This window comes from Paenibacillus sp. W2I17 (genome assembly GCF_030815985.1).
Taxonomy (GTDB): Bacteria; Bacillota; Bacilli; order Paenibacillales; family Paenibacillaceae; genus Paenibacillus.
In genome coordinates this window covers 1,999,447-2,024,192 of the sequence record NZ_JAUSXM010000001.1, presented here as the reverse complement: position 1 = coordinate 2,024,192, position 24,746 = coordinate 1,999,447, and the positions used below count along the sequence as shown (strand labels likewise).

Sequence of the window (24,746 nt, the reverse complement as noted above, 5' to 3'; positions counted from 1 at the left end):
TCATTTCCCTTCAGTCTGTCCACGTTGTTTGCTAACGATATGTTCTGCAATGTACCGTCCATGCCAGCGTCCGGATTCAATAAAGACTTCATTGGCATTACGACCAGAAGCGATGACTCCGCCCACATATACACCAGGTACGCTGCTTTCCATCGTTTGTGCATCATATAGAGGTTTATCCATATCATCAGACATCTCCACACCTACCGACGTGAGTAGTTGACGATCTGGTCGGAAACCGGTCATTGCCAGTACGAAGTCATTATCCAGTTCCCGAGTGGAACCATCCGTGTGTATCAGACGAATCGAATCATCCAGTATTTCATTCACGCGTGATTCCAGGTGGAGTGTGATACGACCTTTTGTCACCATGCTCTCGAATAGCGGGCGTACCCATGGTTTAATATGCTGGGACAGACCACTTCCGCGATAAACCATATCAATATGTGCTCCGACCCGAACCAGTTCCATGGCTGCATCCACGGCTGAGTTGCTTCCGCCAATAATGGCGACACGTGTACGGGTATACGGGTGGGCTTCCCGGAAGTAGTGAGTTACTTTATCTTTATCTTCTCCAGGGATGCCCAGATAGTTAGGATGGTCAAAATAACCGGTAGCTACAACTACATTGCGTCCAACATGTACGATGGCCTCCCCGCGGCGATTGAGCGTATGTACCTCAAACGTACCATCATCCTTGCTTTTAATTTCACGGGCTTCCTCATAGTTATGAACACGCAGACCAAAATGTTCAGCTACCCTGCGATAATAGGCAAGTGCTTCATAACGAAACGGTTTATCATTAGGTGTGCTGAACGGAACGTTTCCGATCTCAAGCAGCGGGGCTGTGCTGAAAAACTGCATATGGGTTGGATACAGATAAATAGATTGAACGATATTGTATTTCTCAACGATCACAGCGGACAGTCCCAGCCGCTCACATTCAATGGCAGCAGACAGACCGCATGGGCCTCCGCCGATAATAATGACATCTTCCATGTTCTTAATCCTCCTTATTTCAAGCAATATAATCCTACCGTAAATAACGAACCAATGCCAGTTCAAGCGTGGAGTTTAATTAGACAAGCTTACTTGAAACCAAAGGAGTTGACGTGTAGAGAAGAAAAGAATAATATCAAATTAGATATATATCTAATCGAAAGCGAGATGAACGATGATGCAGCTGGAGAAAATTGTGGCTTATCATAAAGCGTTGGCTGACCCGACCCGGCTTCGCATGCTGCTGTTGTTGGCACAGGGTGAACTGCACGGACAGGCACTTGCCGAGCGGCTGAATCTGTCACAGCCAACCGTGACACATCATGCATCGAAGCTGAGAGAGGCGGCGCTGATTAAGGAACGACGGGAGAAAAATACAGTGTATTTCACACTCAATCCTTCGTTTATCCGCGAGAATGCACAGGCTTCGGTTGATTTTATCTTTAATCGAGAGGAGGTTCCGGATATGAGTGATGTGAACGAAACATTGAAAGCGTCGGTCATGAGAAATTTTTTCTCCAAAGATGGACGACTGCGTCAAATTCCGGCTCAATACAAGAAAAAACTGATTGTACTTGGTCATCTGGTCGAGCAGCTTGAATTTGGTCGGAAGTATACGGAGAAAGAAATCAATACATTTATAAAGCAATACCATGAAGACTTTGCCACGATTCGGCGGGAATTTATCATGCATCAGTTCATGTATCGGGAAGAGGAGATCTATGAATTGAATCCGAAGGAGATGTGGACACGCTGGGATCAGGTTAAATAGAGTAGGCTGGTGGTAAAAATAGTTTGGGCTTGACAACTGCAAAGCTCAGTGTGTAACATAATGGATAATTCTACAAGGGAGGCGATTGTTTATGACAAACTTAAATGCAGTATACGTTAATTTGAATATGAACAGCGTCTCCGGAACGGATCAAAGCATGTAATTTTGCGTTAGCTGGATAGCAGTATCCATTGTAACGTGAAGTATCGCATGCTCAGATGAAGCCACGGGTGACGCACCCGTGGCTTTTTTGTTTGTCGATAAAAGGGTGTTCCTGAATTGTTTATAGCGGATGGTTAAGTGTTCTATCCGGTATATCTACGAGTAGGATGATCTTTGGTTCGGCTAATTACTTATTGCCGCGGGTGTATTTCTACTCGTGGTTTTTTGTTTTGATCTGAACCGGAGATGATTGTTCACTCGGCTTGAACGAAGTAAACAAACAACTTATTTTGGGAGGAATTTTTATTTTAGATAACCATATTAAGAAGTACGGCTGGTCTGCAAAGTGGCAGGAACTGTGGCAAGAGACAGGGATGGAAGAGCAGGAGAAAAAGCCAGCCAGAATTATCGCAGACCATGGACATCTGCAACGTTTGATTACAGAAGAGGGCGAATGCTGGGGAAGAATTTCGGGCCGAATGCGTCATGATAGTCTGGAGACCAGCTTGGTACCAGCGGTTGGAGATTGGGTGGCAATTACAGGTCAGGCAGGTGAAGAAGCAATTATTCACAATCTGGTGCCCCGTCGGAGCAGGGTATCGAGACAGGCGGCAGGTCCAGTGACCAAGGAACAATTAATCGCCGCAAACGTAGATACACTGTTAATCGTGGCTGCACTTAATCATGATTTCAATCTTAGACGACTCGAAAGGTACGTGATGATGGCTTGGAATGGTGGCGTAAGGCCGGTCATTGTCTTGAGCAAAAGTGATCTGTGCAGCAATGTGGAAGAACAGATCCGAAGTGTAGAAGGAATTGCTCCAGGCGTTGAAGTGCTTGCGATATCTGCAGTGGAGGGTCAAGGGAAATCCTTACTGGAACGATATTTGCAGCCAGGGCTGACTGTTGCGCTCACAGGATCTTCTGGCAGTGGCAAGTCTACGCTGGTGAACTGGATGATGGGTGAGGATGTGCAGTTTACTCAATCCGTCCGCGAGGGAGACAGCCGTGGGAGACATACGACAACACACCGGGAGATGTTTGTACTTCCTCAGGGAGCCGTATTGATCGATACTCCGGGAATGCGTGAGCTTAATCTTTGGGATGAGGGCAATGATGGGCTGTCGCAGGCGTTTGGAGAAATTGAAGAACTTGCCGCTACGTGCAGATTTCTGGATTGCAGTCATACACGGGAAGCTGGATGTGCAGTGAAAGAGGCCATACAGGATGGTTCATTGGATGAAAAAAGACTGAATAATTATCTGAAAATGCAGAAGGAATTGCAATATCAGCAGCGCAAGGAAGAAGTGGCATCCAGAAGACGTACCGCTTCCAGCAAACCGGCCAATAGTCGCAAACCCAAGCACTCCCGTAGTATGAAAGAGTGGGAGGAAGCCTGAAATCAGGCGGGCATCATCCGGTATCTTGCATAAGATAGGTCAGGAGGGATGTCATTATGCCAGATTACAGGATTATTGTAGATCTGTCTGACCACATGTTATATCTTCTGGACGGCAATCAGGTGATTAAGGGCTATCCTGTGGCCACCGGCAAGATGCTCACGCAGACTCCAAACGGGGAGTTCACTATTATTAACAAACAATCGAATCCAGGTGGGCCATTTGGCGTGTTCTGGATGGGGCTGTCTGCTCCCCATTATGGCATACACGGAACCAATGAGCCCTGGTCTATTGGCAAATCCGTCTCCCATGGTTGCATACGCATGTACAACTCGGATGTACTGGATTTGTCTTCCAAGGTATCTGTAGGCACGAGGGTAACGATCCGGCCGTAGGGCCGGATTTTACTTTATAAGAGGTAGTTCAGTGGATGAATTTGGAATTATATAAAGAAGAACATATAATATGGTAAATCTAAGGCAGTTACGAGAGAAAGTGAGTGATAGCTATGCTGATCAGGCGGGCGCGGGAAGGGGATGCGCAAGGAATAGCCCATGTACATACAGAGAGTTGGAAAACAACGTATCGGGGAATTGTGCCTGACGATTTTTTGGATCATTTGACTATAGAATCAAGATTGCCCCAGTGGGAGAAGACCATTCGTTCTGGCGAAAAGGATCAGATCCTGGTGGTAGCTGAACAGGATGATGGGAACATTGTCGGATTTGCTTGTGGGGGTAAGGAGCGTGAAGGAAAATTACCTTATGATGGAGAGTTGTACGCCATATATTTGCTGAAGGAAGTGCAACAAACGGGGATAGGTCAGCAACTGGCGACACATGTCGTTCATCATCTGCAGACCCACAATATGAAACGTTTGATCATATGGGCTTTGGAGCGTAATTCAGCTTGTCGCTTCTATGAAAAGATGGGAGGCACTCCAGTCCAGACACAGTCCCTCCGCATTGGTGGTCAAGATCTGATCGAAGTTGGCTACGGATGGGAAGACTTGAGCCTCTTTGGAGAGAAGAGCCTGCCTGACAGATGAAAGACTTACAGGGCGGCAAAATACTGTGGATTGTGTTGTTTCCTTAAGCTTAAGGAATGGAAGAGCTAATTCAGGTCTTCACGTTTGCGTAATTCTGAACAAGGTTAATGATGTATTACACCGTTGTGCAGGTGTGACATTCAATCTTGATCAGGAGGCGTATTCACATGACTTTAATGGACACTGAACATACAACATGGACGAAACAATATATTAATGGCAGCTGGGTAGATGGCTCCGGTGAGAAAACAATGGAGAATATCAATCCTTATACGGGAGAAGTTATTGCCACATGGCGCTCTTCCAATAAGGAAGACATAGATAAGGCTTATGAGTCAGCTCAGAAAAATTCGATTGAATGGGCGAAGTCATTACCTGCTGCGAAAGAAGAGGTATTGCGTAAAGTTTCATCCCTGATGGCGGAGCGAAAAGAGGAGATCATTCAACTGTTGATCACGGAATCCGGGAGTACCCGAATCAAATCGGAGGCGGAGTTTGCAGCGGCTAAACGCATTGTTGACGAAGCAGCATCTTTTCCTTATCGCATGAAGGGTGAGATTATTCCGTCCAATACCCCTGGCAAAGAGAACCGTGTGGTTCGAGAGCCGAAGGGAGTGATTGGTGTTATCGGGCCATGGAACTTCCCTTTGCATCTATGCCTGCGATCTGTAGCTCCAGCGATTGCCCTTGGTAATGGTGTGGTGATTAAACCAGCATCAGACACTCCGATTACGGCAGGTTGGCTCATTGCCGATTTGTTTGAACAGGCTGGTCTGCCTGTGGGCGTGCTGAATGTCGTTGCCGGAAGTGGCAGCGAGATCGGGGATTACTTTGTCGCTCATCCGGTTCCCAAAGTAATTTCATTCACGGGTTCCACAGAAGTTGGACAAGGGATCGGTAAACTGGCGGGTGAACATTTAAAAGAAACGGCACTGGAACTAGGCGGCAACAACGCCATGGTTGTGCTGGAAGATGCGGACATTGAACGTGCTGCCGAAGCGGCGGTCTTTGGCAAGTTTCTGCATCAGGGACAGATCTGCATGGCGCTGAATCGTATCATTGTGCATGCCGATATTTACGATAAGTTCGTCGATTCATTTGTAGCCAAGACGAAGAATGTTCAGGCAGGTGATCCGGCGGATGCCAAAACACTGGTTGGCCCTCTCATTCGGGAAAAAGAGGTAGAACGATTGCTGGAGCTTGTGAACAAAACCAAGGCCGAAGGTGCACGGTTATTGCTCGGGGGGACCAGTAAAGGCAGTGTGCTGTCTCCTACTGTACTTGCCGATGTTAAACCTGAACAGGATATCGTGCAGCAGGAATTGTTTGGCCCGGTGGCAGTGATTATGAAGGCTCATGATGAGCAGGAAGCTGTACGTTTGGCGAATGATACTCCTTATGGACTTAGTGGTTCCGTATTCACCCAAGATCTGAATCGAGGATATCAGGTTGCCCAGCGCATTGAATCGGGTATGGTGCATGTAAATGATCAGTCTGTGAACGATGAAGCGCATGTGATGTTTGGCGGTGAAAAAGCTTCAGGGATTGGACGTTTCGGTGGGGATTGGGCCATTGAGAAGTTTACACGTACGCGTTGGATCAGCATTCAGCACCAATATCGGGAATATCCGGGAGTGAAATAAGTCGAAAAAGAGTGAACTAGCAGGGGCATTTATGAATGATTAGAGCGGGTTACAAAAAGATCGACAAATCATGCGGAAGTCCGTCTCCAGCTTGGTGGGACGGGCTTTTTGCACAATTTTACACCTCGGCAAAATACGGCTTAATATAAGAGTGGAAAAGCTGTTTGGGGCTGACGCTATCTGGTTATTTATGGATACACGGAAGAATCGATCCGTAAATCCAATGGCAAAGGGGCTTAAATTCATGTCCATTGACCGCTTTATTCTGAGGAAACTGAATACCTGTCAGGAAGAACATACACGTGCCAATTTGGTTCGGCTGTTTGTCATTCGTATTCGTAAAGCCGAGATTGCGGAAGAACATGATGCCGCCTATGTCCTGAGCAAACTGCACTGAGTGATGGCTGATAATAGTTTGCAATCCGCTGTTAACGTGTATACAACTCAAAAAAGGAAGCTTGTCTATAACGACAGCTTCCTTTTTCATGTCTTGTACTGACTGTGTCTTGGTTGACTCCTTTTAATATAAGGATAAAGCAAGGGAGTCGTTTTCACTTCGACTGTGGAGAATGGCTTCTCCATTAACAATCTCAATACTAATTAAAGAATGCAGACATTTTTGAATGGCGCGTTTACCGTTGCTAATTTTATGCTCAAGAGCACTGCTAAGCAATCTTAATGTCTTCTGCATAGGTTGTTTGTTTTCTTGATTAAAATATACAGGGATTGATTTGTTTTGAAAGGTTATTAGGGTTCTCACTTGAAATCACCTCACGGTTGTTATTTCATACAGCTAATATTAAATTCCAATGCTTAAAATTACCTTAAAATCAGCTTATGAAAACATAAAGGTGGGTAATGTTTGAAAAGTGTTCACAATTCAATTGTGAGCGAAGGAATAAAAGTCCTGAAATACGTAACTTAATTACCATTTAAATGGAACAAAAAACGATAATTTTCGTATCCTCGCAATATTTAATTGCATAACTGCCACGAAAGTTCTGAGTCGAATGTACGATATTTTAATATATACGTGGGTCATATGTAACAAAATTACAGGTGGTACATTGCAAACAGGGTGTTTATGTAAGAAAATAGGGTTGATATAACGATTCATTCTCTTTTTTTTGATTTAATCTGACATTAGGACAATTTACATATGAGACCATGGGAGGGATTCGGATGATTCTAACCGTGTATTCCGGCCGCGAGGAAGGAGAATGGTTCGACATCGATGTTCCGGACGAATGTACCATCGAACATTTGAAGACATTACTCGGCGTTCGCATTTTTGGACAGGCACCGGGCGACGGCATTCAGTACATCCTTGAGGCCAAGTTCCCGGAAGGTCTGTGGTTCTCTCCACAGAACGCGCAGCAGTTAATGGAAACCGGGTTGCGGCAAGGCAGTTGCGTACGTGTCCAGCGGGCATTTTCAACGACTTCAGAAGAAGCGCCTGTATATGGAAGACGTTCATTGTTTCAGCAGGACAGCAACAAATAGGGCTTTTGAACGTATACATTCATTATTGAACGAACTAAAGGAGGTCTTCTCTTCGTGAATGTGTTATATCAGCGTTCTCCAAGAATGACACCGGTTCTCAAGGAAGAGAGACTCGAAGTACTCAGGCCTCCAACAGAACCGAGCAAACCCACGTTTTCCATGATATCCATTATTGTGCCGATCATGATGACCATGGTCAGCATTGGTTTCTACGTATATATCAATATGACCGGCAAAATGGGCAACAGCAATTATATGATGTTTCAGATGATGACGGTCATGATGATGCTTACTTCTTACACCATTCCATTCTTCGTGTATCTGAGCAACAAGAAATCATATCGCAAAAAATTGGAAGAACGAAAAACAATGTATCTTGCCCAACTGGACAAACACCGGGAAGAACTGAAGGAAGCTCAGGCGGAGCAAGTGAAGAGCCTGTACGAAATTCATGGTGATCCGGGTGTGTGTCTTCAAGTGGTGAAGAACCGGAACAGTTCCTTGTGGGAGCGTTCACCGGAGGATGATGATTTCCTTCAGGTACGCATTGGTACGGGAGAGATTCCATTCCGCATCAAACTTCAGGTTCCGCGGATTGATGGTTACGAGAAGGATGAGCTGATTGAAGCGGCCCATGAACTTGCGGCTGAATTCCAGACGGTACCGGATGCTTCCATTACATTGCCTTTGTTCCAATCGAAGGTTATGGGACTTGTCGGTGATCGGGAGGAAGTGCTTGCTTCCCTGCGAGTCATCATCTCACAACTGACGGTACGCCATTCCCCGGATGAACTGAAGCTTGCTGCTTTCTATGAAGAGAAGGACAGCAAGGAATGGGACTGGCTTCGCTGGATGCCCCATATCTGGGATGAAGACCAAGGACAACGCTATATGGCCGACAGGCACAGCGGTGCGCATCAATTGGCGGACAGCTTGTTTTCCGTGTTGAACCGGCGTCGTAACAATAAGGAAGACCGTTACAAGAAAAGCGTGCAAACGCCGTGTTACGTTGTGATTCTCTCCGATACGCAATTGATTGAAGAAGAACCGTTGCTTCCGCTGCTGCTGGAGTCGGCTCACGAGATTGATGTATGCACCATCATACTGGCAAATCGCAAAGAGTCTCTACCGATGCATTGCCAGTTGATTATGGATGCCTCCAAAGGCAAAGGGGTGTATATCAAAAAAACGGAAGATGCAGATGTTATTCAACAAACGTACAAGCCTGATGTGATCTCTAAAGAGATGGCAGAGGCGCTTTCCCGTTATATGTCACCGATCCGGTTAAAACGTTCATCTGCTTCGGATATCCCGCAAGTGCTCCCGTTATTTGATATGCTGAGCACATCACGCGTGGAAGATCTCGATGTGGTGTCCAGGTGGGGACAGACGAGATATCCTGATACGCTGCCCGTACCAATGGGTGTACGAGCTGGCGGCAAAAAAATTGCGATAAACCTGCATGACAAAATTGAACGTCAGGGTCATGGTCCCCATGGTCTGATTGCAGGTACAACCGGTTCAGGTAAAAGTGAAGTCATCCAGTCCATCGTAGCTTCACTCGCGGCTGAATTCCATCCACATGATCTGGCCTTCATGCTGATTGATTATAAAGGTGGCGGTATGTCCAATACATTTGTTGATCTGCCTCATGTGGTAGGGACGATCACCAATCTGGATGGGAATCTGATCGAGCGGGCGAATATCTCACTTCGTGCCGAACTGGTCAGAAGGCAAAAAATATTAAATGATGCGGGAAACCTCCAGCATATTGATGAATATTACAAGATTCTGCGTTCCAGACATGAACAGCCACTTCCACATCTGGTTATTATCATTGACGAGTTTGCTCAATTGAAGCGGGACCAGCCGGAGTTCATGGATGAATTGATCAGTATCGCGGCCATTGGCCGGACACTTGGGGTTCATCTAATTCTGGCAACCCAAAAGCCAGCTGGTGTTGTAGACGATAAAATATGGAGTAATTCCCGTTTTCGGATCTGCCTTCGCGTACAGAGTGAGGGAGATAGCAGGGATATGATCAAGATTCCAAATGCTGCCTGGATTACAAAGCCTGGTCGTGGATATTTCCAGGTTGGTAGTGATGAAGTGTTTGAAGAAATGCAATTCGCCTGGAGTGGTGCACCTTATAACCAGCAGGAGGATTCAACAACGGTATTGCCTGTTATGGAAGTGCGCCTGAATGGTAAGCGGGAGCCTCTGTTAACTGGAGAGCGCAGAGCCGTTCTCAAAGGTGAAGATGTTCCGAAACAGCTTCAGGTATTTATTGATTATGTTGCGCAGTCTGCAGCGGATGCGGGTATCCGTCGTTTGCCAGGACCATGGTTGCCACCTTTACCAGAGACACTGGAATGGGAAGGTCTTCAGGACTGGCAGGAAGAAGAAAATCGGGATCTGCTGCTTGATGGCGGGGCGAATGGTCTGAAACCACTGGTTGGTTTGCTGGATGATCTCCCGAATCAGCGCCAACAACCGCTCGCATTGCCTGTGGATCAAGGACATCTGGTCGTGTACGGCATGCCAGGACTGGGCAAAACAACATTTGTTCAGACCTTGCTTATGTCTCTGGCACGTTCCCATAGAACGGAGCCTTGGCATGGTTACATTATCGATATGGGCCGCATGATGAAGGACTTTGCAGCACTACCTCAGATCGGTGGCGTGATGATGGCTGAAGAGGAAGACCGGATCAAGCGGTTATTCCGCTATATTCTCAAGCTGTCAGCACAACGCAAAGATATCATCTCGGAGGCGGGTGTTAAAACGATTTCGGCGTACCGCCGTTCAGCTCACGCGGCAGTCCCGCAGGTTGTGGTCGTTATTGATGGTTATCTTTCATTCCGCAATGCCTATCCGGAAGAAAATGAACTTCTGGAGACGATCCTGCGTGAAGGCGGAAGTCTGGGTATCACCTTTGTGCTTACTGCGAATCGGGTAACCGATGTATTTGAAAAATTCAGAAGTAATATTCCCAATGCGGTTTCATTTGAGTTATCCGATCCAAGTGATTATTATTATGCCGTGGGGAGACCTTCCAAGGCACCAAGCCAACTTCCGCCAGGAAGAGGTCTGGTCAAAGGGCAAGTGCCTCCATTAATGTTCCAGGCGGCATTACCTTCTTCAGGGGCAGATGAGGGCAAGCGTTCATCGGCACTGCGCCGTACGATTGCTGAGATTCGCCAAGGCTGGACAGGGGAAGAAGCGCCGCAGATTGCTCCACTTCCGGAAGAGATCAAACTGAAAGATCTGTTCATTCGGACAGGATCATATGGTCAGGCTTGGGATACATCGTCTGTAACTGTCCCTGTGGGACTGCTTACGGATGATCTGGAACCATTCGAGCTTAATCTGCGTGAAGGTCCGCATTTCATGGTAACGAGTCCGATGGAAGGCGGCAAAACGACATTTTTATTGACATGGATGTTATCACTGGCTTATCATGCTTCTCCGGAAGATGTACAAATATACACAGTAGATATGCGTTATGGCTCAGGTGGGTTGGGGGAAATCAGCAGTTTGCCCCATGTCCGTGGACATGTGTCGCGAGAAGAACAGCTTGCACCTGTGATTCAACAGTTGTACGATGAAGTTCTGAAAAGAGGCGAGATTTCCGGTGGACCGGAACTTGTGCTCGTCATCGATGATGCGGACACCTTGTCCAAGCAGTTAAACGATTTTAATGTAAAAGATCAATTGGGAGCGATTGTTCGTCAAGGAAGGGATCGCGGTGTACACGTGATTCTATCCGGGGTTCCGGCAGACTTCCCAACCTTTGGTTCTGACTGGGTAACAGATGTGAAGGCTTCCCAGAGTGGAATGCTGTTCGGGACTTTAGACCCTAACGATCTCTCGTTCTTCCGTATACCTTATTCCGAATCTGGAGGTAGTTCAGGTGGGCTGAAGGTACTGCCTCCGGGTCAAGGTTATTATGTAAAACGTAAATATTCCAGGGTTAAAGGTGCAGTTCCATGTGATGACAGCTGGAAAATGACCGATTGGATTTCTGAAATTCGTGACCGATGGCATGTTGTAGTTTGAGGGGAGGTGGCTCATAATGTTGACGGTTCATGATTCTAAGCAAAAGGTAGTCACGTTGCAAACAAAGGAACTTTTTTTCCTGGCTGGTATTCTCGGTTCAGACCGACTGCTTGGTGTGGAAGATCCGTTTCGCGGCTATATGGCTGAGGATATCGCGATGGAGTGGGAGCGTGTCAAAACCTCCTTGCTTGACAAAGGATATCTGATTCGGGATCAGGATACCGATGAGCTGATCATGACACCGACCGTTTTCTCCAGGGTAGCCATTGCCGGATTGTCCGACAGAGCTTGTTGGATTCGCTACACGATCAACGGCAAGTCGTATGAGAGTTATATACATTGCACGGATGAGCGGGTCGTTGAAGTTTCCCGTGTTGACGACGTACCGGACTCGTTCCGGCTCAGCGATCTGGGAAGTGTTCGTGAAGCCATCGATGTTCTGATAGAGCGGATGAAATGGAGCGGCCATTCTCCTGCGGAGAAACCGGCCCTAATGTGCTCCAAGAAAAAATTTTATGATGTCATGAATGAGCTCGAAAACAGCGGAGTACAGACCGTAGCAGCGGAACTCGAACAGGAGACAAGTGATCCTGAGGGCTCACTTGCACTGGCACGCTGTCTGGTGGGTAAGGAGTCAGACGGGGAGCTCAGGTTGCTTGTATGGAATGAAGACGGGTGGAAGTCGCAGTCGGCAGCATTTGCTGCAAGTGCGGTATCCAACTGGTTGTTCCGGATGAGCACTGCGGCTTCAGATGATTGGCTTGTTGCAGCACTAACGACTAGAGAACAGTTTCACGAGATGCTGCTGGACTGGCTTAAACAGCCTGCAGGGGAAGAGGAAAGGTGATGGTAAATGCGCATTCGTGTGGAACCGGATGTGCTTCGGGCACTGAGCAAGCAGATTCAGTATGCAGCGGAGCAAATACAGCAAAAGATGACAGTGTTGGATCAGGCGATTCATTCGCTGGAGTGGGAGGTTGAATCCCGCGCAGCGGTGATGAATGAATGGAATCACAGTAAACGACTGGGCGAGGATGCGCTGCGTCGATTAATGGACTTAAGCGTACAGCTGGGACGCAAAGCGTTGTTATTCCAGCAGGCAGACATGGAGTATCGTTCCGTGCTGAGTCATGTGAACACAGCCTATGGTAATGCGGTCAATATGCTGAATGTTCTTCAGAACAATCGTACAGGAGAAATCATGCCTGCACATTCTGCAACTGTAGCTGTAGTATCCGATCCCCTTTCCGCAATGGCGGCCGTATATCGTGTACAGGATGCCGCTCCGCCTGATGGCTCCCCGGCTACACTGGTGCAGGCTATGCAGCCTGAGCCTGTAGCATGGAGATTCACAGATCCTTCCTTTCGGGGAAGAAGAGGGACCGAGCCTGTGGTTTCCTGAACAGGGTAAATGAAATTAACAGCAGAAAGTGAATCTTTTTTTGTAAATAGGCTGTTAGGAGAAGTTTCAAGTACTGAAAATGGGGTAAATAGGAGTAGGTCCTTCGGCTTTTGTCCGATCGATCCTGGTATAGTACAATTTGAACAAGTAAAAATTTAATTGCACAAACCAAGGAGGAATTACAAATGGCAGGACGTATTTTAGTTACCCCAGAGCAGCTTGATCAGGTTTCCAACCAATTTAAACAAAGCGGTGAGCAAAGTCAGCAAATCGTATCTACATTGACTCAATCCATCACAAGCATGGAAGGACAATGGGAAGGTATGACAAAGCAACGCTTCTTCCAAGAGTTCCAAGAAGCTAGCAAACAAATGCAATCATTCGTTCAAACGCTGAACAGCATCAGCGCTGAACTTACAGCTATTGCTAACAAATTCCGTACAGCTGACCAAGCTCGTTAATCTGCTTTACATAGATCAGGCCGATGTGAAGTCTGAATTCGTCCTGAATTATAGGTGGATAGCAAGCTGAAGATGTACAACTACAGCAAAAACCGGGCGTTTTCACAACACCCGGTTTTTGTTGCAACTATGACACTAGGACAGAGAGAGGGATAAGCATGTCTTTTCAACCAAATCCCGGGGATGAAGTGGTGATTAACGACATTGCCTATACGATTGGGCAACATCCGGCTGCGCCGGGTCTGGCTTATGCCCAAGCCGGAAGGCAGGGGATTGTTTATCAGTTGATACCCCGTAATGGTTCCATTCATGGGGCCAAAGCACTAAAAGTCTTTTTTCCTAAATTCCGTATTCCGGCTATGGTATATCAGTCTGAACATATGGAGTCTTATAGTGAACTGCCAGGTTTGCAGGTATGCAAGCGTGATGTGCTCACTCCGGAAAGAAACGGAGCGCTCATTGGAAAACATCCCGATCTGTTATATGCGGTGTTGATGCCATGGGTGCAAGGTCAGACCTGGTTCGATGTGATCAGTGATCAGAGACAGTTGACGGCTGAGGAGAGCCTGAAGCTGGCTAGAGCGCTTGCTGGAACGGGTTCGGCTATGGAACAACGTGGACTGGCTCATTGCGATATGTCCGCTCCCAATGTAATGATTCCGTTTTTTTCCGAAGTGGAGAACCTGGGGAAGACGTCTGCGGTAGAACTTGTGGATGTCGAGCAGATGTACGGTTCCAAGATGGATCGTCCGGATGCCCTGCTTGCCGGGTCACCCGGTTATGCAGCCCATCGAACAGTGCACAGCGGTTTGTGGAGTTCATATGCTGACCGATTTGCCGGAGCTGTTATCATTGCTGAGATGTTAAGTTGGTCCGACCCTGTGATTGTAGAGAAAGCGTGGGGCGAAAGTTATTTTGATCAGCATGAAATGCAAACGGTGAGTGAACGGTATTATGCGATGCGGGAGTCCCTTGAGAAGCGTTGGGGTTCCAAACTGTCCGATCTGTTTATTCGAGCTTGGGAAAGTCACGATCTGAGCAGCTGTCCGACGTTTGGTGAGTGGTATGTTGCATTGGCCGCGGTAAACGTGGATCAGGCCAATGCGGCGGCTGCTGCGACATCGGAAGAAGAAGCTGCCAATCCGTCCGAAGCTGATGTGAATCTGAAAAAGAGCTCAGAATCAGTAAGTGAATCGGTGAATACGCAAGACGGGAACCGTTCCCAAACGCCGCACTCTCCCGATCAGGAAGCGGTTGTGAACCGTCTGTTCCTGCAAGCAAGAGCCCTGGAGGATGAAGATAAACCGGCTGCAGCACTGGAAGTGTACCGCTCGCTTTATCATTTTATTCCTCATAACAGCGCGATGCAGATGGAAGTCGAGGCTGCAATTAAGGAACTGGATGCAAAGCTTAATCCAAAAGAAGACACAGACAAGCCTGTACCTGTGCCATTCTACAGATCCAAAAAGTTCATGATTTCCTCCGCTGTGCTTATTGTATTGCTGGCAGGTGGCGTGCCAACGGTCAAAATACTAGCCGATCAGGCAGAGGTGAAACAGAAAGAACAGCAGGAAGCCACACGACTGGCAGATATCAAAGCTGCGGAAGAGGCTGAAGCAGCAAAGGCAGCTGCGCTCAAACAGCAGCAAGAGCAAGAGAAGCAAAAGGCCGCAGAGGAAAAGAAAAAGCTCACTGAAGCCAAGTTGAAGGAAGCTGAAGCAAAGAAAAAAGAAGAAGAACGTAAAGCGTTACAGGCCAAATACGACAAACAGGCGAAATATGAGGCCTATCTGGTGAAGCAGGAGCAGCAGAAGAAAGAAGCCGCTAAGAGAGCCCAGCAGGAGAAGTACGATAAACAAGCAAAATATGAAGCTTATCTGGTCTGGAAAAAAGAGAATGATGCCAAGCTTGCAAAACAGGAAGCGGAGCGCAAGGCAGCAGCTGAAGTAAAGCGTCAGCAGGAGATCGCTCAGGCAGCTGCGCTCAAGAAAAAACGTGCCGAGAATGTGGTCACGCTGATTGCTCATTACAATAAAACGTATAATGCGCAAAAAGGCAGAAAAATTGAAAATGCGGAATCGTATGCCCGTGATTTCAAAAATCTTTACAATACTGATGCTGCTTATTTCAAAGGGGTCGGCAAAGTGGCCGCTCGAATGAGCGCCATTAACAAATTCCTGAGCAACAACAGCTACACGTTGCCCAACTTATAATACGTGTTCAAAAAGGACGGTTTTCAGTACCGAGAAGATGGGATGAAGCTAGAAATGGAGTAGCGGAGCGTAGGAAGAACTACGTGAGCAACGGACATTTCGGCTGAATTTCATATTCGATGCTGATGATGCCTACAGGCATCCATCGTAATCAAAAGCGGACTTTTTGAACAACTTCTTATAAAATAACACGTGAACGATGGAGGTGACTCACCCTAGATGAACTACACGATTCAAGCATCACAGCGTACACCTGCACTTATTATATATTTAATTGATATTAGCGCCTCCATGAACATGGTTCTGGAAAATCGTCGACGGATTGACGTCGTCTATGATGCCCTATCTCTCGCGATCCGCCAAATGGTATTTCGCTCTACAAAGGGAAATCGTCTGACACCTCGCTATCGTATAGCCATATTGGCTTACAGCGATGATGTATATGACTTGTTGAACGGAATCAAAGGGATTGACGAGATCGCTGCCGTTGGTTCTTTGCCTGATCTGACTCCGAGACGGTTTTCAGATTCTGCGAAGGCTTTCCTGCAGGCGGAAAAGATTCTACAGGCCGAAATTCCGAATATGCAGGATTGTCCTGCGCCACTTGTATGCCACATGACCGATGGGGTAGCCACAGGTGAAGATCCCGAACCTATTGCAAAAAGAATCATGGGGATGAGTGTACCTGACGGCAATGTGTTGGTGGAGAATATTTTTATATCGGATCATCTGCTTGAAGGACCAATTGCTGAACCCAGAAGATGGAAGGGAATCTCTTCGGAAACGAATCTACAGGATGAGCATGGAGAGAAGCTGCGGAATATGTCATCCGTCCTGCCCGAAAGTTATCGGGAAATGCTTGTTGAAGCTGATTATTTGCTTGCACCCGGTGCACTCATGATGCTGCCAGGTACATGTGCAGAATTGGTATCAATCGGGTTCCAGATGTCCGCTGCTACGCCTGTGAGATAGGAGGGGAATCATGAGAGCGATGCGTTTGGCAACATTGTCTGTTGGAGATAAGGGGGGCCATGCCGAGCAACGGCATGGCAACTTTCGCTATGTGAGTGTACAGACCGGGGAACAGCCGCTAACTCGCTATCAGGGCACATTTAAGTGCAGATATGGTTATGGCAGAGCAGCTGAGACGGTACATCAGGGAGATACCGGACAGGACTTTGCTGCGGTACGTATGAAGGGGAATATCTGCAATTTTGTTTTGTGTGATGGGGTAGGCATGAGTTACCTGGGCGATTTTGCAGCGCGTTTTCTGGGGAATGCTCTGCTGGATTGGTTGGAAACGACGCAACACACAACGGTAGAGGGTGTTGAACGTCTTCTCCATGATCTAACCCTTCCCGCATCGGAGCAATTGGAGAAATTACAGCCACTGGAAAGTTCACCTTTGTTGCTGCGTGAAGTGTTGATGGAAAAGCGAAGTCGGGGCAGTCAGGCCATGTATGTGTGTGGACGGATCGAGCTCACGGGAGGCGGACGCAAAAGTCGGGTGTGGCTTGCGTGGCAAGGAGATTCCCGTATTCGCCTGTGGCGTAATGGTCAGGAACAGTCTGAATTATTTCAGACTCACTGCAAGACAAATGAGCGTTGGTCTACACTCGAAGGTCCCGTTGGAGGTAAACCGCACATCTATGAGACAAAAGGTTCAGCAGGTGATTCGCTGCGGCTCCAGTTATATACGGATGGACTGAACGACCTGGATGCCATTCAAGCCTATGTCCCGGATGAACACATTCAGGTATTGCTGGATGCTACACATACCGGCGGACTTGAAGATGATGCCGCTTTCATTGAGTTGGAATGGTGAGTGCCAGTTATAAAGTTGTGGACCGATCCTGAAGTTGCTGTGACGTTGGTGTAGGTCAACGGTGAAAAAACTTGTTGTTGTTGATTTAAAAGACACTCTTTTTGGGTAATCTTGTGAAGAATTGATTTTAAGTGTGTGTTCAAAAAGGTCGGTTTTCAGTACCAAGAAGATGGGATAAAGCTAGAAATGGAGTAGCGGAGCGTAGATAGAGCTACGTGATCAACGGACATTTCGGCTGAATTCCATATTAGATGCTGATGATGCCGCTAGGCACCCTTCGTAATCAAAAGCGGACTTTTTGAACAACCTCTTTAACGATGAGCTTGAACGTACATTCTTACATAATTGCCAAATCAAAGGAGTGGAATGGATAATGACACAACATAACGGCAAGTCACGGTTCCAAGGCAAGGTTGCGATTATTACCGGAGCAGGCTCCGGGATTGGGAAAGCCACTGCGGTCAAGCTGGCTAAAGAGGGTGCACATGTTGCATTGTTTGATCTGGTGAATGATCGGATCTCGGAAACGGAAGCAGAGATTAATGCGCTGCACCCCGGTGCGGCAAGAGCATTTGATGTGGACATTTCCGACCCGGCACGTGTGGAAAAAGCTGTACTGGAAACCGTTGAGTTATTCGGCGGTTTGGATATTGTTTTTGCCAATGCGGGCATTAACGGTGTCTCGGCACCCATTGAGGAAATTCAGGTTGAAGATTGGCAGCAGATTATTACAACCAACCTGAATGGTACATTTTTCACGATTAAATATGCATTGCCTCACGTGAAAAAACGGGGTGGCGGCAGTATCATCATCACGAGTTCGATTAATGGCAATCAACGCTTCTCTAGCTTTGGCATGTCGGCGTACAGCACGTCCAAGGCAGGACAGGTTGCTTTTGCCAAGATGGCTGCGCTTGAGCTGGCGAAGTTCAAGATACGTGTGAACGTGATCTGCCCAGGAGCGATTGCGACAAATATCGATCAAAGTACGGTCAAAACGGATGATCTGCAGCAGATCATTATTCCGATGGAGTTCCCGGAAGGACAGCAGCCGCTTGCGGACGGGCCGGGTCAGCCGGAACATGTTGCCGATCTGGTAAGCTTCCTCGCATCGTCCGAATCCAGACATATTACCGGAGCAGAGATCGTCATTGATGGTGCCGAGTCATTGCTCAGCTAAGTGAGCATTCTGGATAAATTCCATTTTACTTAAGTCGTGTCTTAGGATATGTCTGCGATAGTCGTTCCTCTGGAACGGCTTTTTTTGTTATAATGCTAACATTCGAATAGAGATACTGAAGAGCACTAGGGTACATTCATTAGGAGCGATCATATGCATATAGAGTTACCGATACAAGAGATTATTCCTGAGTTAAGACAGTTATTTCGGGATCAAGATACAGGTGTGTTAATTGCAGAGCCGGGGGCGGGAAAAACGACGGTTGTACCGCTGGCTTTGCTGGAGGAGCCGTGGGTTGCGGGACGGAAAATCATTATGCTGGAACCCCGAAGGCTGGCTGCGCGTTCGGCTGCATCGAGAATGGCGGCTACTCTAGGGGAAAAGGCGGGTCAGACTGTAGGATATCGTGTACGCATGGATACCCGGGTGAGTCAGGGGACACGCATTGAAGTTGTGACGGAAGGCGTATTGACCCGGATGTTGCAGCAGGACCAGGGTCTTGAGGATACGGCGATGATTATATTTGATGAATTCCATGAGCGGCATCTACATGGGGACTTGGGCTTGGCCCTGGCATTGGAATCCCGAGCGATGTTACGTCCAGATCTGAAATTGCTGGTGATGTCGGCGACCCTTGATCCTGTTCCCGTCTGTGCATTGCTTGGCGAAGGTACAAAATCAATTCATTGTCCGGGACGCACGTTTCCGGTGGAAACACGATATGTACCGAGACCAGCAGCCATGCCACTGGAACAATTCACGGCTCAGACGGTGAACAAGGCATTAGCTGAACAGGAGGGGGACGTGCTTGTTTTCCTTCCAGGGGCTAGAGAGATACACCGTACAGAGCGGGAGTTATCGAATGGTTCTCTTCCTGGACATGTGAAAGTTCATGCCCTGTATGGCAGTATGCCGGTGGAACAACAGGATGAGGCCATACGCCCGGCGGCTGAGGGTTCGCGCAAAGTTGTGTTGTCCACCTCCATTGCGGAATCCAGTCTTACACTCGCTGGAGTTAAGATTGTGGTAGATGCAGGGCTGAGTCGTGCTTCGGCATTCTCACCCCGTACGGGTATGAGCCGGCTTGTCACCCTGCCGGTGTCCAAGGCGTCAGCCGATCAACGGCGGGGGCGTGCAGGGCGAATTGCCCCGGGAGTGTGTTACCGGCTATGGAGCGAAGAGGTTCATGGGGGACTGCCTGAGGCAGCTCGCCCGGAGATCACCTCCGCGGATCTTGCGCCGCTGGCGCTGGAGCTTGCCGTCTGGGGTGTCCATTCCCCAGCAGAGCTGCAATGGCTGGACACCCCGCCTGACGCCGCCTACGGCCAGGCACAGGCGCTGCTGCGCCAGCTGGGCGGCCTGGACGACGCAGGCCGCATCACGCCCTTCGGGCGGCGGATGAACACGCTTGGCGTGCATCCGCGACTGGCCAGCATGTTGCTCCGCGCAGCGGAGCTTGGGCTGGCCAGCTACGCCAGCATGCTGGCGGCACTGCTGCAGGAGCCTGCCGGCCTCCGCAGCAGTGGCAGTGCAGGCGCGGGCACGGACCTTCGCCCGCGCGTAGAGGCGCTGCTGACCGCGGACAGCAGCGGCATGCCGCAAGCGGCAGCGGCTGTCGCAGACGGCGCGGCCGTGCGGCGCATGCTCCAGGAGAGCCGCCAGCTGCGCTCGGCGCTCGGCCCGGCGGCCGATCCGGTACGGCCGGATGAGGACAGCTGCGGATTGCTGCTGTCCTTCGTCTATCCGGACCGGATCGGGCAACGCCGGGAGGACGGCCGCTATCTGCTGAGCAGCGGCCGCGGCGTACGGCTCGCAGCGACAGAATCGCTGAGCCGTTCAGCGTATCTGGTCGCAGCCGAGGCAGACGACCAGGGCGCAGATGCTCGCATCCTGCTGGCTGCGCCGCTGCAGGAGCAGACCTTGTTGCAGGCGGGTCAGCACTTGCTTCAGAATGAAGTGCAAGTGGCCTGGGATTCCAATACACGCAGCGTGCGCGCACATAAGAGACTTCGTATTGGAGCCCTTGTGATTAAAGAGAGCAGTATTGCACAGCCACCTGAAGATCAGGTGCTGGAAGCACTGTTAACCGGAATACGAATGGAAGGGCTGGAATGTCTGCCCTGGACAAAAACATCCAAACAACTTGCGGACAGGCTGCGGTTCCTGCATCTCCATCTACCTGAGTGGCCCGACCTGATCGAAGATGATTTGACCGAAGAGTTGGCAGAACATCTTACCCCTTATCTGACAGGCATGCGTTCGGCAGCCGACTTGAAGAGATTGTCGATGCAGGATGTATTACTGGGTGGATTGAGCTGGACGCAACGACAACAACTGGACGATGAAGCACCGACGCATATACAGGTGCCCAGTGGTTCTCGTATTCCCGTGGACTACAGTCGTCCAGAGGACCCGGCGCTGGCGGTAAGATTACAGGAGATGTTTGGACAACAGGAGACACCGCGTATAGCGGGTGGGCGAGTCCCGTTGACCATCCACCTATTATCACCGGCTCAGCGACCTGTACAGGTCACACGAGACTTGGCGAATTTCTGGCGAGAGACGTACTTTGACGTCAAAAAAGATCTGAAAGGTCGATATCCGAAGCACTACTGGCCGGAGAATCCACTTGAAGCGGTCGCCACAAATCGGGCCAAACCACGGGGCAAATAGCTCGATGACTTCGTTTTTCGATATCAACGATTGGGTTCCCAAAGGGGCTCTTCATCAGGCTTAGACTCTCCTGAACAACCTTCAGTTTTGTAGCTGATCGAATCATTCTCTGCCTTAAAGAATCACCTTTAACAAGGACGTGTCTCAAAACTCGCTTAAGTGCATCTTTTACTATCTTTTCGCCCCATGTTACGTCACTTATCCTTTTCGTCCCATGCTGCGTTACTTTCCTTTGACGTACCCCGGCACGCCTGCCGAAAACTTCCGGGATGGGACGAGAATTCGGCAAAATCTGTTTCTTTAGAGGTTAAAGGCACGCCCCAGAGCGTATCTTCAAACCTGCCGAAGCCGAAGCGTAACTGAACGTGCCTGGAGCTGAACATGGAGCAGGACATGGAGCGGAGCGCTAACGAACCTGTGACGTCTTATTCAGCGATTTGAAGCGTCCGCAGTAATCTAAGAAATCTGAAACACGCTATATTTGAATAACCAGCCATTTACAACGGGTTTGTCAGGTGATTTTGGTAAATAACGTGTCTCATGTTCCTTACAAAATAAAAGGAGGACCCTAAAGGCTAAATAAGACGTCCTCGGTTCCTTAGAAAATCGTTTGGACAATTCGCCAGGATCAGCCAGTCTGGACTTCAAGATGTTCTGGACGCCGACGCCCTTCAACGTAGAACATGCCTGACAACGTATCACATGCCTAAGTTTGAAGGCACACCATGATGAGGAATAAAAAGGAATGAACCTCAGCAATTATTTGCTATCAGCACATAGTAAATTGACTTGCTAGCGTTTAAAAGAAACTTAGACGGGTAATAACATAGCGAACCACTCAATAATATGAGGAGGGATTCACTATGCAGAAGAAAATCGTAGGTGTGTTTAATACAGAACGTGAAGCATCGCAGGCTATCGAGGGTCTGAAAGCACAAGGATTCACTTCAGACGAAATCTCCGTTGTTACACAGGATCGGGATGAACTGAAGGCCATTCGGGAAGAGACAGGTACCAAAGCCCCTGAAGGCGTGGCTGCTGGTGCAGCAACAGGTGGTGTCCTTGGTGGCGTAGCCGGTCTGCTCGCAGGTATCGGTGCACTAGCCATACCCGGCATAGGACCGATTCTGGCCGCAGGCCCTATCGCAGCAGCATTTACCGGTGCAGCTGTGGGTGCAGGAGCTGGCGGATTGGTGGGTGGACTTGTGGGTCTTGGTATTCCGGAAGAGGACGCTAAACAGTATGAGGAGTATGTACAGAATGGTAAAATCCTGCTGCTCGTAGATTCTACGGATCGGGACTCCGATGTGTACGATGTGTTCAGTGGCAACAGCCAGCTTAACCGAGACAGAGCCGAAGCAGCTCATCGCGGAGATGTGCCAGCCGAACGTCCGGATCTGGATATGGAAGAACGCAGATTGGAAGCTCAAACCAAGGCAACGCGATTCGGTAACAATACATTCCTGTAATCTTGCCGCGAATTTAATCGATATGAAATAAAACACAATGACTTATTATCTGTAAAATGGAATGACATATATGATCCACCAGATGGTCATTAGCCGGTTTCCTTAAGGGAAGCCGGCTTTTGTCCCTGTGTTGCATATGGGTGGGTGTCAATAATGTCGGATGGTGTTTTTACCCAGTCAAGCAGGGAATAACAATACATATAACAGTACAGCCAAAGCGAGTCCAATCACCAGTAGCATCATGGTAAGAAACCGGATTAATCCGGTCGATGCCTGAAACGTCTGTTCATTGATTTGTGTACGCTTCCGATGATACGCTGCTGCCGAATACACAATGATGGATATACCGCCAATCAGAGAAGTGATACCGGTAATAATCGCCGCAATATGTGCAAGCCGATCATACGCCGATGAATTGAAACCAAATCCGGCAGCAAGAAAGCCAATGCCCGCCATGGCAATACCGGTGCGTACCCAGGCCAGAAAAGTTCGCTCGTTAGCCAGATGTTGTTGGACATACTTGGAATCAGTAGTGGTTACATCTTTGTCTGTTAAAGAAATGTGAATCAACTCCGTTCATTAAATATACGGCTTCATTGTACTTTGTTTGTATCGCAAAACCAAGAAAGGATGGCTGAATGTATGCCTCGCAAAGAACGAATTACAGAAATAGAGAGCTTAAGGGGAATTGCCTTTGGAGCAGTGGTTCTCCAGCATTCCATCGCACATTACTCTGTGGTGCCGGAAACGAGACTGGAGGATGGCGTGTTACTGGCCATACTGCTGATGCTCTCCAAATTTGCAGTTCCTTTATTCATATTCATAACAGGGATGGTGCTGTTTTATAACACGGGAGACAAGCTGAATTATGGCCAGTTCATGAGAAAAAGAGTAACCGACGTCATTGTGCCTTATCTGATCTGGTCACTCATTTATTTTACACTTGCACCACGGGGCTGGACCGGATTTGGATGGAATGACATCCCAGACCTAAGCTTGAAGTTGCTTACGGGCAAAACGACTTCACACTTTTGGTACATCATTATGCTGATCCAGTTTTATCTGCTATTTCCGCTCTTCTTGCGTGCCATTCGTTATGTATATAACCGATATGAGGCCAAGGGGCGCTTGATCGCATTATTGATTTCTGGTGTGGTGTATCTTGTACTTGCGGATCAATTAAGAAACATCGCCAAGTTCATGGAACGGGTGAATATCCCGGTGCTGACAGATGCTTTTACAACGTATGCAGACCGCAATTTCCTCTATTTCTTTATTTATTTTGTACTTGGTGCAGCAGCGGGGTTATCCGTCCAGCACTGGAATGAATGGATTCATCGATTGCGCTGGATATACTGGACAGTGTTTATTGTTCTGGGTCTGCGGTTTACTTATTTATTAATGCTGGAGTTTCAGAAGCCGGAAGGAATCAAAATTACATTCTACACAGTCAGCTTGATCCGCCCTGATATGGCACTCTTTCTGATCGCTTCCATTATGGTCATGTACCAGCTGGCCGGGAAACTGCATAACCTCAGGGCTACACGATTGCTGGGATGGATTGGTGGTGTATCGTATGGCGGTTATCTAATGCATATGTTGATGCTTCGGTATAGCTACATTCCGGATGAGTTGTTTTACGTTGCTATGGGCTGGAACCCTGTCGTCCGAATGATCATCACCTGGTTGTTGGCTCTTACATTATCGTGTGTACTGACATGGCTTATCTCGCGTGTAAGCTGGGGCAAATGGATTGTGGGGACTGTACCCAAGCCTGCTCGTAATAAATGAATATATCAACATATGAAAAATTCACAACAGAATCACAACTGTGCAGGAATGTACAGGTGTACGAGAGTATACGAACACAAGATACAGGAGCACAGGTATTACAGCTTTTGCACAGTCTTTCTTATTATTAAAATTCGATCTCAAGA

Annotated in this window: 21 protein-coding genes; 18 read left to right on the top strand and 3 right to left on the bottom strand. The window is 48.2% G+C overall.

Features of this window, described 5'->3' with window-relative positions:
* Nucleotides 1-999, bottom strand: coding sequence for a YpdA family putative bacillithiol disulfide reductase (locus QF041_RS08770; RefSeq protein WP_307413611.1), 999 nt, complete (start codon nt 997-999; stop codon nt 1-3).
* A gap of 178 nt (nt 1,000-1,177) precedes the next feature.
* Here QF041_RS08770 and QF041_RS08765 point away from each other — a divergent pair, with 178 nt between their 5' ends.
* The 6 genes from QF041_RS08765 (at nt 1,178) to QF041_RS08740 (ending at nt 6,421) form a co-directional block, all read left to right on the top strand.
* The gene (locus QF041_RS08765; RefSeq protein WP_307416930.1) at nt 1,178-1,771 is read left to right on the top strand and encodes a DUF2087 domain-containing protein; all 594 of its coding nucleotides are present in this window, start codon (nt 1,178-1,180) and stop codon (nt 1,769-1,771) included.
* Nucleotides 1,772-2,307: 536 nt separating this feature from the next.
* A complete protein-coding gene (gene rsgA / locus QF041_RS08760; RefSeq protein WP_373461383.1) occupies nt 2,308-3,333 on the top strand; it encodes a ribosome small subunit-dependent GTPase A in 1,026 nt (341 codons plus the stop codon).
* Nucleotides 3,334-3,389: 56 nt separating this feature from the next.
* The gene (locus QF041_RS08755) at nt 3,390-3,728 is read left to right on the top strand and encodes a L,D-transpeptidase (RefSeq protein ID WP_076249779.1); all 339 of its coding nucleotides are present in this window, start codon (nt 3,390-3,392) and stop codon (nt 3,726-3,728) included.
* Between the two features lie 113 nt (nt 3,729-3,841).
* Nucleotides 3,842-4,381, top strand: a complete 540-nt coding sequence (locus QF041_RS08750; RefSeq protein WP_307413606.1) for a GNAT family N-acetyltransferase — start codon at nt 3,842-3,844, stop codon at nt 4,379-4,381.
* Between the two features lie 167 nt (nt 4,382-4,548).
* A complete protein-coding gene (locus QF041_RS08745; protein WP_307413604.1) occupies nt 4,549-6,024 on the top strand; it encodes an aldehyde dehydrogenase family protein in 1,476 nt (491 codons plus the stop codon).
* Between the two features lie 244 nt (nt 6,025-6,268).
* On the top strand, nt 6,269-6,421 hold the full coding sequence (locus QF041_RS08740) for a hypothetical protein (protein ID WP_164783094.1): 153 nt from the start codon (nt 6,269-6,271) through the stop codon (nt 6,419-6,421).
* A gap of 123 nt (nt 6,422-6,544) precedes the next feature.
* On the opposite strand, the gene QF041_RS08735 is transcribed toward QF041_RS08740, so the two are convergent.
* Nucleotides 6,545-6,784 (bottom strand): hypothetical protein, encoded by a 240-nt coding sequence (locus QF041_RS08735; RefSeq protein ID WP_074094612.1) that lies wholly within the window; start codon nt 6,782-6,784, stop codon nt 6,545-6,547.
* A gap of 422 nt (nt 6,785-7,206) precedes the next feature.
* Here QF041_RS08735 and QF041_RS08730 point away from each other — a divergent pair, with 422 nt between their 5' ends.
* The 11 genes from QF041_RS08730 (at nt 7,207) to QF041_RS08680 (ending at nt 22,809) form a co-directional block, all read left to right on the top strand.
* Nucleotides 7,207-7,527 carry a hypothetical protein gene (locus QF041_RS08730; protein ID WP_221825192.1) on the top strand — a complete coding sequence of 107 codons (321 nt, stop codon included), beginning with the start codon at nt 7,207-7,209 and terminating at the stop codon, nt 7,525-7,527.
* A gap of 54 nt (nt 7,528-7,581) precedes the next feature.
* On the top strand, nt 7,582-11,586 hold the full coding sequence (gene essC / locus QF041_RS08725) for a type VII secretion protein EssC (RefSeq protein WP_307413601.1): 4,005 nt from the start codon (nt 7,582-7,584) through the stop codon (nt 11,584-11,586).
* 16 nt (nt 11,587-11,602) lie between these two features.
* Entirely contained in the window at nt 11,603-12,433 is an 831-nt protein-coding gene (locus QF041_RS08720) for a hypothetical protein (protein WP_047842537.1), read from the top strand.
* Nucleotides 12,434-12,439: 6 nt separating this feature from the next.
* Nucleotides 12,440-12,988: a WXG100 family type VII secretion target gene (locus QF041_RS08715; protein WP_017689072.1), complete on the top strand. Its 549-nt coding sequence runs from the start codon at nt 12,440-12,442 to the stop codon at nt 12,986-12,988.
* 185 nt (nt 12,989-13,173) lie between these two features.
* Complete coding sequence (locus QF041_RS08710; RefSeq protein WP_017689071.1) at nt 13,174-13,449, top strand: WXG100 family type VII secretion target; 276 nt, start codon at nt 13,174-13,176, stop codon at nt 13,447-13,449.
* Nucleotides 13,450-13,607: 158 nt separating this feature from the next.
* The gene (locus QF041_RS08705) at nt 13,608-15,662 is read left to right on the top strand and encodes a hypothetical protein (protein ID WP_307413599.1); all 2,055 of its coding nucleotides are present in this window, start codon (nt 13,608-13,610) and stop codon (nt 15,660-15,662) included.
* A 219-nt stretch (nt 15,663-15,881) separates the two neighbouring features.
* A complete protein-coding gene (locus tag QF041_RS08700; RefSeq protein WP_017689069.1) occupies nt 15,882-16,634 on the top strand; it encodes a vWA domain-containing protein in 753 nt (250 codons plus the stop codon).
* A gap of 10 nt (nt 16,635-16,644) precedes the next feature.
* A complete protein-coding gene (locus QF041_RS08695) occupies nt 16,645-17,487 on the top strand; it encodes a hypothetical protein (RefSeq protein ID WP_307413597.1) in 843 nt (280 codons plus the stop codon).
* Between the two features lie 373 nt (nt 17,488-17,860).
* The gene (locus tag QF041_RS08690; RefSeq protein ID WP_017689067.1) at nt 17,861-18,667 is read left to right on the top strand and encodes an SDR family oxidoreductase; all 807 of its coding nucleotides are present in this window, start codon (nt 17,861-17,863) and stop codon (nt 18,665-18,667) included.
* Nucleotides 18,668-18,820: 153 nt separating this feature from the next.
* Nucleotides 18,821-21,340: an ATP-dependent helicase HrpB gene (hrpB, locus tag QF041_RS08685; RefSeq protein ID WP_307413595.1), complete on the top strand. Its 2,520-nt coding sequence runs from the start codon at nt 18,821-18,823 to the stop codon at nt 21,338-21,340.
* An 863-nt stretch (nt 21,341-22,203) separates the two neighbouring features.
* A complete protein-coding gene (locus tag QF041_RS08680) occupies nt 22,204-22,809 on the top strand; it encodes a general stress protein (protein WP_307413593.1) in 606 nt (201 codons plus the stop codon).
* 177 nt (nt 22,810-22,986) lie between these two features.
* On the opposite strand, the gene QF041_RS08675 is transcribed toward QF041_RS08680, so the two are convergent.
* Entirely contained in the window at nt 22,987-23,379 is a 393-nt protein-coding gene (locus tag QF041_RS08675; RefSeq protein WP_017689063.1) for a YidH family protein, read from the bottom strand.
* 72 nt (nt 23,380-23,451) lie between these two features.
* On the opposite strand from QF041_RS08675, the gene QF041_RS08670 reads away from it, so the two are divergent.
* Nucleotides 23,452-24,600: an acyltransferase gene (locus tag QF041_RS08670; protein WP_307413591.1), complete on the top strand. Its 1,149-nt coding sequence runs from the start codon at nt 23,452-23,454 to the stop codon at nt 24,598-24,600.
* The last annotated feature ends 146 nt before the right edge of the window (nt 24,601-24,746 follow it).

Bases quoted from the DNA above. Each gene is read 5' to 3' on its own strand.
- QF041_RS08770 (WP_307413611.1), bottom strand. From the start codon at position 999: ATGGAAGATGTCATTATTATCGGCGGAGGCCCATGCGGTCTGTCTGCT.
- QF041_RS08765 (WP_307416930.1), top strand. From the start codon at position 1,178: ATGCAGCTGGAGAAAATTGTGGCTTATCATAAAGCGTTGGCTGACCCG.
- rsgA (WP_373461383.1), top strand. From the start codon at position 2,308: ATGGAAGAGCAGGAGAAAAAGCCAGCCAGAATTATCGCAGACCATGGA.
- QF041_RS08755 (WP_076249779.1), top strand. From the start codon at position 3,390: ATGCCAGATTACAGGATTATTGTAGATCTGTCTGACCACATGTTATAT.
- QF041_RS08750 (WP_307413606.1), top strand. From the start codon at position 3,842: ATGCTGATCAGGCGGGCGCGGGAAGGGGATGCGCAAGGAATAGCCCAT.
- QF041_RS08745 (WP_307413604.1), top strand. From the start codon at position 4,549: ATGACTTTAATGGACACTGAACATACAACATGGACGAAACAATATATT.
- QF041_RS08740 (WP_164783094.1), top strand. From the start codon at position 6,269: ATGTCCATTGACCGCTTTATTCTGAGGAAACTGAATACCTGTCAGGAA.
- QF041_RS08730 (WP_221825192.1), top strand. From the start codon at position 7,207: ATGATTCTAACCGTGTATTCCGGCCGCGAGGAAGGAGAATGGTTCGAC.
- QF041_RS08720 (WP_047842537.1), top strand. From the start codon at position 11,603: ATGTTGACGGTTCATGATTCTAAGCAAAAGGTAGTCACGTTGCAAACA.
- QF041_RS08715 (WP_017689072.1), top strand. From the start codon at position 12,440: ATGCGCATTCGTGTGGAACCGGATGTGCTTCGGGCACTGAGCAAGCAG.
- QF041_RS08710 (WP_017689071.1), top strand. From the start codon at position 13,174: ATGGCAGGACGTATTTTAGTTACCCCAGAGCAGCTTGATCAGGTTTCC.
- QF041_RS08705 (WP_307413599.1), top strand. From the start codon at position 13,608: ATGTCTTTTCAACCAAATCCCGGGGATGAAGTGGTGATTAACGACATT.
- QF041_RS08700 (WP_017689069.1), top strand. From the start codon at position 15,882: ATGAACTACACGATTCAAGCATCACAGCGTACACCTGCACTTATTATA.
- QF041_RS08695 (WP_307413597.1), top strand. From the start codon at position 16,645: ATGAGAGCGATGCGTTTGGCAACATTGTCTGTTGGAGATAAGGGGGGC.
- QF041_RS08690 (WP_017689067.1), top strand. From the start codon at position 17,861: ATGACACAACATAACGGCAAGTCACGGTTCCAAGGCAAGGTTGCGATT.
- hrpB (WP_307413595.1), top strand. From the start codon at position 18,821: ATGCATATAGAGTTACCGATACAAGAGATTATTCCTGAGTTAAGACAG.
- QF041_RS08680 (WP_307413593.1), top strand. From the start codon at position 22,204: ATGCAGAAGAAAATCGTAGGTGTGTTTAATACAGAACGTGAAGCATCG.
- QF041_RS08670 (WP_307413591.1), top strand. From the start codon at position 23,452: ATGCCTCGCAAAGAACGAATTACAGAAATAGAGAGCTTAAGGGGAATT.